The 12,153-nt window shown below is 72.6% G+C and carries 9 protein-coding genes; 1 reads left to right on the forward strand and 8 read right to left on the reverse strand.

The genetic code is table 11. The features are described 5' to 3' along the window. Window positions 1-62: 62 nt before the first annotated feature. Entirely contained in the window at window positions 63-641 is a 579-nt protein-coding gene (locus ACZ6TB_RS32085; RefSeq protein ID WP_465560588.1) for a TetR/AcrR family transcriptional regulator, read from the reverse strand. Window positions 642-799: 158 nt separating this feature from the next. On the opposite strand from ACZ6TB_RS32085, the gene ACZ6TB_RS32090 reads away from it, so the two are divergent. Continuing rightward, window positions 800-2,971, forward strand: coding sequence for an MMPL family transporter (locus ACZ6TB_RS32090; RefSeq protein ID WP_465560590.1), 2,172 nt, complete (start codon window positions 800-802; stop codon window positions 2,969-2,971). 9 nt (window positions 2,972-2,980) lie between these two features. Here the strand turns inward: ACZ6TB_RS32090 and ACZ6TB_RS32095 are convergent, their stop codons facing one another. From ACZ6TB_RS32095 to ACZ6TB_RS32125, 7 genes are all read right to left on the reverse strand, one after another. Then, complete coding sequence (locus ACZ6TB_RS32095; RefSeq protein WP_465560592.1) at window positions 2,981-3,778, reverse strand: hypothetical protein; 798 nt, start codon at window positions 3,776-3,778, stop codon at window positions 2,981-2,983. Between the two features lie 201 nt (window positions 3,779-3,979). Then, a complete protein-coding gene (locus ACZ6TB_RS32100) occupies window positions 3,980-4,762 on the reverse strand; it encodes a hypothetical protein (protein ID WP_465560594.1) in 783 nt (260 codons plus the stop codon). After that, window positions 4,762-6,336 (reverse strand): CotH kinase family protein, encoded by a 1,575-nt coding sequence (locus ACZ6TB_RS32105; protein ID WP_465560597.1) that lies wholly within the window; start codon window positions 6,334-6,336, stop codon window positions 4,762-4,764. Before ACZ6TB_RS32105 ends, ACZ6TB_RS32100 begins: the two co-directional genes overlap by 1 nt. 43 nt (window positions 6,337-6,379) lie before the next feature. Continuing rightward, entirely contained in the window at window positions 6,380-7,300 is a 921-nt protein-coding gene (locus tag ACZ6TB_RS32110) for a D-2-hydroxyacid dehydrogenase family protein (RefSeq protein WP_465560598.1), read from the reverse strand. A gap of 5 nt (window positions 7,301-7,305) precedes the next feature. Continuing rightward, on the reverse strand, window positions 7,306-10,038 hold the full coding sequence (locus ACZ6TB_RS32115) for an AfsR/SARP family transcriptional regulator (protein WP_465560599.1): 2,733 nt from the start codon (window positions 10,036-10,038) through the stop codon (window positions 7,306-7,308). Between the two features lie 83 nt (window positions 10,039-10,121). Then, window positions 10,122-10,598: a DUF2690 domain-containing protein gene (locus ACZ6TB_RS32120; RefSeq protein ID WP_465560602.1), complete on the reverse strand. Its 477-nt coding sequence runs from the start codon at window positions 10,596-10,598 to the stop codon at window positions 10,122-10,124. An 81-nt stretch (window positions 10,599-10,679) separates the two neighbouring features. Continuing rightward, window positions 10,680-12,113, reverse strand: a complete 1,434-nt coding sequence (locus ACZ6TB_RS32125) for an MFS transporter (protein WP_465560604.1) — start codon at window positions 12,111-12,113, stop codon at window positions 10,680-10,682. Window positions 12,114-12,153 lie beyond the last annotated feature (40 nt).

Below are 12,153 nucleotides of genomic sequence, written 5' to 3' on the forward strand. Positions count from 1 at the left end.
CGGGCACGGGGAGGGCGGCGGCGCGACGGAAGCGGCGGCGCCGGAAAGGTGTGGAAGCGGTGCTAGGCGGGCCGCCGGCGGATGGCCAGGATGCGGCGGCCGCACTCCAGCAGATGGGCGCGCTGGGTTTCGGTGTCGGGGGCGGCCTCGCTCGGTGTCGTCAACGGCGCCGTCATGCCGCTCAAGAAGACCATCAAGGCGGTCTGCGTCAGGGGGTCCGATTTGGGGCCCAGGATCTCGTCGACGATGCGGTTCCACCAGCCCACCAAATCGTGGTGGGACTCCATCAGGCGGGCCACGTACGGATCCCCGATCAGGACCGCGAAACGGGAGTGGTTGTCGACGATCAGGTTGACCATGCCGGTCACGAACTCGTCCAGGCGGGCGGCGCGGGAACGCTGGGCGGCGGCGCGGTCGAGGATGTCGTCCAGCGACGTGAACAGCGGCGCCAGGACGCCCAGCACCAGGTCGTCCTTGCTGCGGTAGTGGTAGTACACCGCGGCCTTGGTGACGCCCATGTCGTCGGCTATCGCCTGCAACGACGTGCCCTCCACGCCGTCGCGGGCGAACAAGCGCAACGCGGCCTCGTGCAGCGCGGCCCGGCCGGCGCCGCGCGGTCGCACCCCGGCACCCTGCGTCACGCCCTTCATCGTATCGACACACGTGCGAAAAAACTAGCCGATGGGCAAGTGTGAGCCTTACCGCTTGGCTAGTAGAAAGCTAGCCGATCGGTAAGGCTCAGCTCTACGGTTGCCGTGCCGAAACGTAAGACGCCTAGCACGTAAGAGGGGGAGACTTCGTGGCGACCTTGTTGTACCGGCTCGGCCGGTTCTCGTTCCGCCGGCGCAAGCTGGTGGGCCTGCTGTGGGTGGCGGTGCTCGTCCTGTTCGGGGTGGGCGCGGCCACGCTGAGCGGCCCCACCAGCGACGCGTTCTCGATCCCGGGAACGGAGTCGTCCCGCGCGCTCGACGTGATGGCGGAGAAGTTCGGCGCCGGGTCCGGGGGCGCGGAAGCCAAGGTCGTCTTCACCGCCGGGGGCGACGCGAAGCTGACCGGCGCCGAGCAGAAGGCCGCGATCGAGAAGGCGGTCGCCGCGCTGGAGAAGGCCCCGCAGGTCACCTCCGTCGCCGACCCCTTCACCGCGAAGACGATCTCGCAGGACCTCCGGACGGCGTACGCGACGGTCAACTACGGTGTCGCCGCCGGTGACGTGACCACGGCCGCCCGCGACGCGCTGTTCGCGGCGGGGGACGAGGCCAAGACGGCCGGCCTCGGCGTCGAGTACTCCGGCGAGATGGTCGCCACCCAGGAGGGCGGCCACTCGAGCGAGGCGCTCGGCGTCATCATCGCCGCGTTCGTGCTGGTCATCACGTTCGGCGCGCTGGTCGCGGCCGGGCTGCCGCTGCTCACCGCGATCATCGGCGTCGGGCTCGGCATGACCGGCATCCAGATCGCCACCGGCTTCTTCGACCTCTCGTCGTCGACCTCGGCCCTGGCCACCATGCTCGGCCTCGCGGTCGGCATCGACTACGCGCTGTTCATCGTCTCCCGCTTCCGCCACGAGCTCGCCCAGGGCCGCGCGGGCGAGGAGGCCGCGGGCCGCGCCACCGGCACCGCCGGCTCGGCCGTGGTCTTCGCCGGCCTCACCGTGATCATCGCGCTCGCCGCGCTGAGCGTCACCGGCATCCCGTTCCTGTCGGCGATGGGCCTGGCCGCCGCGTTCACCGTGGCGATGGCCGTGGTCATCACGCTCACGCTGACCCCGGCGCTGCTCGGCTTCGCCGGCAAGAAGGTGCTCGCCAAGAAGGACCGCGCGGCGATTCGGCCGGGCAACGGCAAGATGCCGTTCGGCGAGCGCTGGGTCCGGCTCGTGCTCAAGAACCGGGTCGTCGCCCTCGTGCTCGCGCTCGGCGTGATCACGGTGGCCGCCCTCCCCGCCCTCGACCTGCACCTGGCGCTGCCCGACGACAGCACCGCGTCGCCGGCCTCGACCCAGCGCAAGGCCTACGATCAGCTCGCCGAGGGGTTCGGCGCCGGCTTCAACGGGCCGCTCATCGTGATCGCCGAGCACACCACCGCGGCCGCCGCGGCCGCCGCGCAGAAGACCATCTCCGGTCTGAACGACGTCGTGCTGGTCACGCCGCCGACCATGAACAAGGCCGGCGACACCGCGCTGCTCACCGTCATCCCGGGCAGCGGCGCCACGGCGGGGGCCACCCAAGACCTGGTCGCGGCCATCCGCGACCTGCCCGACGTCGACGGCGCCGCGCTCGCGGTGACGGGCACGACGGCGATCAACATCGATGTCACCGACAAGATCACGAAGGCTCTGGTCCCGTACCTCCTGATCGTGGTCGGTCTTGCCTTTGTGCTCCTGATGCTGGTGTTCCGCAGCGTCCTGGTGCCGCTCAAGGCGACGCTCGGGTTCCTGCTCTCGGTCGGCGCGACGTTCGGCGCCGTGGTCTTCGTCTTCCAGCAGGGTCACCTGGCGAGCCTGATCGGCGTCGACTCGACCGGCCCGATCATCAGCCTCATGCCGATCTTCCTGATCGGCATCCTGTTCGGCCTGGCCATGGACTACGAGGTCTTCCTGGTCACCCGCACCCGCGAGGAGTTCGTGCACGGCGCGGGCCCGGACGAGGCGGTGATCAGCGGCATGAAGCACGGCGCCCGGGTGGTCACGGCCGCGGCCCTGATCATGATGAGCGTCTTCGCCGGCTTCATCCTGGCCGACGACACCATCATCAAGACCCTGGGCTTCGCGCTGGCGTTCGGCGTGGCGGTCGACGCCTTCCTCGTGCGCATGACGATCGTCCCCGCCGTGCTGTCGCTCTTCGGCAAGGCCGCCTGGTGGCTGCCGCGCGCGCTCGACCGCGTGCTCCCGAACGTCGACGTCGAGGGCGAGGGCCTGACCAAGCACCTGGCCGGCGATGCGGCGGAAACCGAGGAGAAAGAGCTCATAGCCGCCTGACGTACGCGTTCAGCGCCGTCCCGGGACCACCCCGGGGCCGGCGCTTCCGTGTTGTCGGCGAGCACCCGCCGCACCCGCTCCGAGTAGCCGGCCAGCTCGGCGTCGATCCGCGCCGACGCCCCGTCGCTCAGCAGCACCAAGGCGCGGGGACCGGGGTCGGACGCTCTGCTTACCTATACGCGCGGCCGCCGGCCGGACCGGCGGCTGCGCGAGCATCCCGCCGCGCGGGCCGGCCGGCGGGTGCGACGCGCACAGCGACACCGATGTGTGCCGGCTGAGCCGCCGCATCAGGCCGGCGTCGGCCGCTGACCGTCCCGCGCCGGGGCCGTCGTTTCGCGCCGGGACCGCTGTCGCGCGCCGGGACCGCTGTCTCGCGCCGCGGCCGCTTTTCGCGCCGGGACCGCTGTCGCGCGCCGCGGCCGCTGTCTCGCGTCGGGACCGCTGTCTCGCGCCGGCACCGCTGTCTCGCGCCGGGACCATCGCCTCGCGCCAGGCCGCCGCGCCGTTCCCGGGCCGGGCCGCCCGCCGGATGACGGTGCCGAGGGCGGCGCCGATCAGCAGATGGTCGACCGTCCGGATGGCCGCCTCCGTCCCGCCGGCCCGGGCGTCCAGTTCGTCGGCGAGGTATTCGGCGCGCTGCGAGTCGCGCTGATTGACCCCGGACGAGCGCCGATGGCCGGCCGGCGCGAACAGCTCGGGCGCGGCGTCCCGCTCGACGGTCCGGCCCTGCTTGACCACCTCCGCCAGCCGGCCGAGCCGCGGCCGCGGCAGGAACGCGACGCCGAGCAGCAGCAGGACGCCCAGCACCTCGGCTCAACGAAGATCAGGCCGAGGACGAGGACGAGGACGAGGACGAGGACGAGGCCGAGGCCGGCGATCGCCGGCACCGCCGCGATCAGCAGCACGGCGGCGGCGAGCGTGACAACCCACGCGGGTGTGGCCGATCGGCCCCCGGGCGAGGCCGGCGAACCGGGCCGAGGTCAGCCGGAAGGACGGGCGGCGCTCCGGTCAGCCCGGTATCTCGAAGACGTGCAGCGACTCCTCCTCGACCCGGCAGGAGGCGGGCTGGCTGTCGCGCTTCGCCCGGTCGGAGACGGTCACGATGCGGTCGGGGGCGAGCCAGGCCACGCCCTCGACCGTGCAGTAACCGGGCGGGAAACGGTCGGTGCGGCCCGGGCCGGCGGTCCAGGTCGCCGGGTCGAGGTCGCCCACCCACAGGGCGCCGGACTGCTGGGAGACGATGGCCAGGCGGCGGCCGGCGAGGGAGAGGGCGGCGTAGTCGGCCAGGCCGGTGCCGGCCGGCAGGGCGACCTTCGCCTCGGGATGCCAGTGGTGGCGGCCGCGGCGGAAGACCAGGAGGCCCTCGTCCTCGTGCAGCGCCAGCAGGTACGGGATGTCGCCGACGCGTACCACCTCGAGGCCCTCCATGCCCTTGTTCGGGCGGGCGATCGGGTACTCGAGCCAGGCCGCGTCGACGAAGACCAGCTTCTCGTCGTATTCCTCGACCCGCGCCTGGAAGCCGCCGTCGCGCGGCGCCGACTCGACCAGCAGGTAGAGGTGGCCGGTGAGCGGGTCGCGGGCGATGTCCTCGTAGCCGTCGGACGGGCCGGTCGCGGTCGACACCAGGTCGGACGGCGCCAGCGGGCCGGCGGCGATCCGGGCGACCATCCGCAGGTTGTCGAAGATGACCAGGTAGTAGTCGTCGACCGCGATCACCCCGCTGGCCTCCAGCCGGCCGGGGCTGCCGGCCGGCAGGAGGCCGCGGATGCGGGTTTGGCTGATCAGTCTCATCAGAAGGTCGCGCCGCTCGCGCCCGCCGGGAACGTCTTGCGCAGCGCGGCCAGTTGCTCGTGCGCGCTGTCGCAGCGCATCCGGGCGTAGTGGTAGATGCCGAGCACGAACTCGTTGGCGTGCCGGAGCTCCTGCTGCTCGTGGCCGGCCCGGTAGACCTCGTCGTTGGTGAACTGCCGGCCGGTGAACGGCGCCGAGTTCGGGAGACCGGCCTCGAAGTACGCCGAGGGCACCACCCGCGGCCAGAGCGCGTTCATGCGATCGGTCAGCGCGGCCGGCGTGAAGTCGGTCGCCAGCAGATGGTCGATGTGGTCGAGGTAGTACTGCGCGCAGTCGTGATCGGCCAGCAGCTTGGTCACCAGCGGAATGCGGGACAAACCCTTCCCCTGGTGGTACGCCTTCGTGTTGGCCGGCCAGTCGAGCAGGTCGGTGTACTGCCAGGCGGTCCCGAAGTAGTCGATGCCGAGGCAGTTGTCGTAGTCCCACGGGATGAAGGTGAAGTACGGCTTGTCCAGGAAGTCCTTCGGCGAACCGGACTTTCCCGCGTTGTAGAGGTAGTAGTTGGCCGGGGTGGCGAAGTAGTTGTCCCAGCTCCCGAGCAGCACGTTGAGGCCCGCCCAGCGCAGGAAACCCCGTACGTCGAAGAGGTCCTGGATCTCCGCCATCGAGCCGCCGTGCAGGGCCCGGATCAGGTCGGCGAGATCGTCGTAGGTGTTGAGGTCCTGGTCGTCCTCGTTGGTCTTGAGCCGGTAGGTCAGATCGGGGTCGTCGTGGCGGGTGAAGTACTGCTTGCCGCCGTCGTCGCCGTCCCGGCCGGCGCGGTGCTCGAGGGTCGCGCAGCCGACGTCGCCGCAGTAGGCCTTGTAGAGGTTGCCGTGGTTGTTCGCGCCGAACCGCTCCTTGAGGAAGCCCCGGTCCACCTGCTCGATGAGCGAGTAGAGGCCCTGGTACGCGCCGTTGATCGCGACCCGGGCGTAGGTGTGCCGGGCGGCCGGGATGCCGATCTTGCGGAACAGCGCCCAGGCGATCGCCTCGCGCATCTGGGCCGGGTCGTTGTACATGGACTTGAGGTTGAGCCGGGACATCCCGACGATCCGGTCGTCGTCGTCCCCGGGGTCGACGTCCACCTTCCACGAGCGTTTGGGCGCGTACTTCGTCCGGTTGCCGCTGTTGACCAGCGAGAACGTGGTGCTCGTGTAGAGCACGCCGGCCTGGTCGGGCGGCGGGATCGGCCGCTGGTCGGCCGGGTCGGCGCGCCAGAGGGCGACGCGCGCGTTGCCGCTGGACTCGACCGGCACCTCGGGCTTCATGTCGGCCGGCGGCCAGTCGGTGATGGCCACCTGGTACGTCGGCAGGGCGAAGAACTCCTCGCGGCCGATCGAGGCCTTCTTGAAGACGGCGGCCAGCGGCTCGGCCCCGGGCTGGGCGAGCAGCGCCGTGAACTCGGCCTGGGTGCGCAGGGTGGCGTCGCCCGGTCCGCGGGGCCGGTTCGCCTTGGCCGCGAGATCGCGGGCGGGGCCGGCCGGAAGGTCGGCCAGGACGATCGCCCGGTCGTCGTCGATACGGGTTTCCATCACCCCATGTAGCGCCTAGTTGCGGGCGCGGTGAACCCAAAAGTCAGGATGGCGTCAGGAGCCGCAGCGGCGCGCCCGCCCGCCACGCCGCGATGTCCTCGACGACCTGCCGGTACATCGTGCGCAGCCCGGCCTCGGTGACGTAGCCGAGGTGGGGGAGCAGGACCGTGTTCGGGGCGCCGCGCAGCGGGTTCCCGGCCGGCAGCGGCTCCACGTCGTACACGTCGAGGCCGGCCCCGGCGATCTTCCCCGTGGTCAGGGCCGCGACCAGGGCGGCCTGGTCGACGATCGGCCCCCGCGACGTGTTGACCAGGATGGCGGACGGTTTCATGAGCGCCAGCTCGCCGGCGCCGACGAGACCGGCCGTCCGGTCGCTGAGTTTGAGGTGGATGGTGAGCACGTCGCTGGTGGCGAAGAGCTCCTCCTTGCTCACCCGCTCCGGGGCGTCGAGGTTCTGGCTCCAGGCGATCACCCGCATGCCGAAGGCGCGGCCGATCGTCGCGACCTGGCGGCCGAGCCGGCCCAGCCCGAGGACGCCGAGCGTCGTACCGGCCAGATCGGCGCCGACCGTGGTCTGCCAGCGTCCGTCCCGCAGCGCCCGGTCCTCGGCCACCACGTGCCGGCGGCAGGCCAGGATGAGCGCCCAGGTCAGCTCGGCGGTGCCGGTGGCCGCGCCGGACTCGGTGCCGCAGACCGTCACACCGTGCGCGGCCGCCGCCCCGAGATCGATCGACGCGTTGGCCATGCCCGTCGTCACCAGCAGCCGCAGGTGCGGGAGCCGGTCGAAGATCGCGGCCGGGAACGGCGTCCGCTCGCGCATGGCCACCACGACGTCGGCGCCGCGCAGGGCCGGGACCGGGTCGCCGAGGTGCTCGTGCCGCACCTCGACGTCGGCGCCGAGGGTGTCGAACGGGCCGTACGACCGGGCGACCCGCTGGTAGTCGTCCAGGATCACGATCTTCATGCGTTTCACCGTACGGCGTCGAGCTTGTCCCGGATCGGCGCCGCGTCCTCGAAACCGAGCGGCTCCAGGATGGCCAGCGCGCCGGTCCACGCGACGCGGGCGCGGGCGGTCGCCCCGAGCGCGGCGTGGGCGTCGCCCAGATGGTCGAGCGCCTCGGCCTCGTCGGCGCGGGCTCCGACCGTACGGAAGAGATCGATCGCCTTTTCGTAGTTGCGGACCGCCTCGGCGAAGTTTCCCCGCCGGTACCAGGCGTATCCGATGCTGTCGAGGGCGTTCGCCTCGCCCGACCGGTTGCCCATCCGGCGGTGCATGTCGAGCGAGCGCCGGCAGTGCTCGACCGCCTCGTCGTGCCGGCCGAGCAGCGTCGAGTACCAGCCGACCGAGTTGAGCGCGTCGGCGTGCGCCTGGCTGACCCCGGTCTCGGCGGCCAGTTCCAGCGCCCGCCGCGCGTGCGGCAGCGCCTCGGCGTACTGGTGCCGGCGCTCGTGCAGCCAGGCCAGGTGCCGGTTCGCCCGGGCCTCCTCGTGCCGGTTGCCGACCTCGGCGAACAGGTCGATCGCCCACTCGTAGTGCGCCTCGGCCTCGTCGTGCCGGCCGACCGGGGTCAGCGCGTTCCCGGAGGCCAGATGCGCGTGGGCGGCGCGCGCGTCGTCGCCGAGCTCCCGCGCGGCCCGCAGCGCCGCCTCCTGCACGGCGGCCTGCTCGGTCCAGTAGCCACTCCGGTACAGGTAGGTGGTCATGACGTCGGCGAGCCTCGGCACGTACGCGGTGAGGTCCGGCTCCCGTCCGGCCCGCTCGAGCGCGGCGGTCAGCGGGCCGAGCTCGCGCCCGAACCACGCGAACGCCTCGTCGATCGTCGCGAACGATCCGACCACCACCCCGGCGGGCGGGTCGAGCGGCTCGATGTCCCGGTGGTCGATCAGCGCGGCGTCGGCCGCGTGCGCGGTGTGCAGCAGGTGCAGGAGACCACGGCGTACGGCGCCGGGGTCGTCGCCGAGCTCGCCGGCGTACTCCAGCAGCAGGTCGTGCACGCCGTACCGGTCCGCCGGCCGCTCGGTCACCAGGTGGGCCTCGGCGAGCCGGGCCAGCGTGCGCCGCGCCTCGGCCGGCGACCCGGCGGCCAGGCTGGCGGCGAGCGCCACCGTGACCTCCGGCTCGCGCCAGGCGCCGAGCAGCGTGAACATCCGCGCCGCGGCGGGGTCGAGCGCCGCGTACGACCGGGCGAACACCGACCGCAGATCGGTCGCGAGGTCGTCGCCGCCGAGCGCGTCGAGCCGCCCGCCCGGCCGGGCGAGATCGTCGGTCAGCTCGGCCAGCGAGAACGCCGGGCGCTGGAGGGCCCGCGCCGCCACCATGGCCAGCGCCAGCGGAAGCCGTCCGCACTGGACGGTCAGCCGGGCGATCGCGGCCGGGTCGTCCTCGGCCCGCCCGTCGTCGATCCGGCCGAGCAGGAACTCGTGGCTCTCCGCCTCGCTGAACACGTCGAGGTGGACCGGGCGCGCCCCGCCGGTCGCGATCAGCCCGGTGAGCCGGTTGCGGCTGGTCACCACCGCGAGCGTGCCCGGGGCGCCGGGCAGCAGCGGCCGGGCCTGGGCGGCGTCGCGGACGTTGTCGAGCAGCACCAGCATCCGGCGGCCGGCCAGCTCGCTGCGGTAGAGGTCGAGCTGGGCGTCCACGTCGGCGGGGATCCGGCGGGGCGGCACGCCGAGCGCGTCGAGGAAGCGGCGGACGGCCTGGGCCGTGGTCAGCGCGGACGAGCCCGGCCCGAAGCCGCGCAGGTCGAGGTAGAGCTGGCCGTCGGGGAAGCGGTCGCGGACGCGGTGCGCCCAGTGCACGGCGAGGCTGGTCTTGCCGACCCCGGGCGGCCCGGTGACCAGGCACAGCGCCACGGCGGTCGGCTGGCGGGCGGCCCGGTCCAGGACCTCGCCGAGGCGGTCGAGCTGGGCGCGGCGGCCGATGAAGCCGTACGCGTCGGGCGGCAGCAGCGCGGGACCGCGGGCCGGCGCCGCGGGTTCGCCGCGCAGGATCAGCCGGTACGCCTCGGCGAGCTCGCGGGACGGGTCGGCGCCGAGATCGTCGGCCAGCCGCTGCCGGAGCGTGGCGTAGAGGCCGAGGGCTTCCGCGGTGCGGCCCAGGGCGAAGTGGACCCGCATGAGCATGGCGGCGACCGGTTCCGCGTACGGGTCGGCGCTGAGCAGGTCGGTGAGCCGGCCGGCGGTGTCGGCGGCGTTGCCCCGGCGCAGCTCCGCCTCGGCCCAGGCGAGCGTCGCCTCCTGGTGCTCGGCCCGCAGGGCGGCGCGGGTGGCGGCGGCCCAGGGGCTGGGCAGGCCGGCCAGCGGGACGCCGCGCCACAGCTCGAGCGCCCGGCGCAGAAGCGCGGCGCGCTCGCCGGTCTGGTCGCCGGTCTGCTCCCGGGCGCGGGCCACCAGCGCGCGGAACTGGTGCAGGTCGACCAGGCCGGGATCGCCGTCGAGCAGGTAGCCGCCGGAGCGCCGGACGAGCCGGACGCCGCCGGCGGCTTCCAAGATCTTGCGGAGCCGGGCGAGGTACGAGTGCAGCGTGGCACGCGCCTGGCCGGGCGGCTCATCGCCCCAGACCCGGTCGATCAGGACCTCGGCGCGCACCGGCCCGGGGTCACAGGCGAGCGCGGCCAGGACGCTGCGCTGGCGGGGCGTTCCCAGATCGACCGGTCCCGCCGGACCCCACATCTCCACCGGCCCGAGCAACCGAAGATCCACCCACCGCCCCCGTCTGTCCCCGCGCCCCCGCCGGACACAGAGATATTGACGGCGGTACACCCATCGGTCAATGGCCGCGACGGTCAGTAGGTCGACGTGCTCGGATTGATGAACTCGCTGTTGTAATGGAGCTCGCCGTACGCGTACGACACGTACCCGCCGTCGTCGACCATCGGCGAGTAGCACGTGTAGCGCTTGAGGCTGTCGCTCCAGGTGAGACCCGAGCACGAGTAGCGCAGCAGGTCCCGGGTCCGGGTGACCTCGGCCCGTGCCCCGCTGACCCTCGGGTAGTCGTCCATGAAGATCGAGATGCGGGCCCACGCGGTCCGGCAGGACGGGCTGTAGCGCAGGTCGAGGTAGCCGATGACGATCCCCCCGCTCCGCGTGATGAAGACGCTCCGGGCGTTGGTGGCATCGCCGGCGCACCCCATGGCGATCGGGTCCTTGCCGTTGCACTTCGAACCGCACCATGCGGCGAGCGCGGCCTGCGGCTGTGCGACGACGACTCCCGCGCTCAGCACGAGCGCCGCGAGAATCCCTGCCACCCTGGATCTGATCATGTGAAGCCTCCCCGTCGTGGTGCGGACGCCGGTCAGGCTGCACCACGACGGTGGAGGTTTCCTTGCAGAATTCCTGTGGCGTTACCGGTGCAGCTCGACCGGTTCCGCCGGGAGAGCGTCGGCCGTCACCGCCTGGTCGTGCCGCTTGCGGGCCGACGGCAGCGCCAGCGACGCGATCACGGCGATGACCGCCACCCCGGCGCAGGCCCAGAAGCCGGTGGTGAACGCGTGGTCGGCCGGAACGCCCTGCGCGGTCAGGTCCGAGGCGACGATGGCCGCCACCACCGCGCTGCCGACGCTGCCGCCGACCGTGCGGACGATCGCGTTGACGCTGGTGGCCTCGCCGGTGTGGGTGGCCGGGACGGTCTCGATGATCGCGTTGGACATGGCCGCGAAGACCAGGCCGATGCCGGCGCCGGTGAGGAAGCCCGAGACCAGCAGGTGCCACACCTGGTCGTGCATCACCGCGGGCAGCGCGAACGCGGCGACGACCGCGACCGAGCCGAGGAACAGCGGCAGCTTCGGGCCGTAGCGCCGCTCGAGCAGCCCGGACAGCGGGCCGAAGACGAGCATCATGAGCGTGGTCGGCAGCAGGAACAGGCCGGCCTGCGAGACGCTCTTGCCGAAGCCGTAGCCGGTGACCGCCGGCAGCTCGAGCAGGGTCGGGATCAGCAGGAACGTGCCGAACATCGCGAAGCCGAAGGTCAGGCCCACGATATTGGTCGTCCACACGCCGCGCAGCGCCATCAGCCGCATGTCGATCAGCGGCTCCTTGACCCGCAGCTCGACGAGCACGAAGACGACCAGGGCGATCGCGCCGATGATCAGCAGCGTGAGGGTCTTGGCGTCGCCCCAGCCCCACTCGCGGCCCTTGCTGATCGCCAGGAGCAACCCGACCAGCGACACCGAGAGGATGGTCGCCCCGAGCACGTCGAGACGGCCGGGCGCGCGTACCGGCGACTCGGGAACCCCCGCCAGCACGCCGGCCAGCGCCACCCCGATGAGCACCAGCGGAAGCCAGAACAGCCAGTGCCAGGAGAGGTGGTCGACGATCGGGCCGGCCGCCACGATGCCGAGGCCGGCGCCGATGCCGAAGATCGCCGAGAGCAGGCCGACCACGACGCCGACGCGTTCCCGGGGCAGCTCGTCGCGGACGATGCCGATCGACAGCGGCAGGATCGCGCCGGCCGCGCCCTGCAACGCGCGGGCCGCGATCAGCACCGGCAGGCTCGGCGCGAGGGCGGCGAGCAGCGTGCCGGCGGCCAGGATCACCAAAACCGCGAGCATGACCTTGCGCTTGCCGATCATGTCGCCCAGGCGGCCCAGGATCGGCGTGAGAACAGAGGCGGCCAGGAGGTACGCGGTGAGCACCCAGCTGATGTCCTCGGTGGACGCGCCGAGGTCCTTGCCGATCACCGGCAGCGCCGGGGCGACGAGCGACTGGAGCACGGCGAAGGCCAGGCCGCCGAGCGAGAGGAAGAGCACCACGCGACCGGTGCGGGGCTGGGACGACATGGATCCCCCGTAAGTAAACGTCTGCTGACTTCGGCACGGT

This window comes from Actinoplanes sp. NPDC051537 (genome assembly GCF_055586105.1).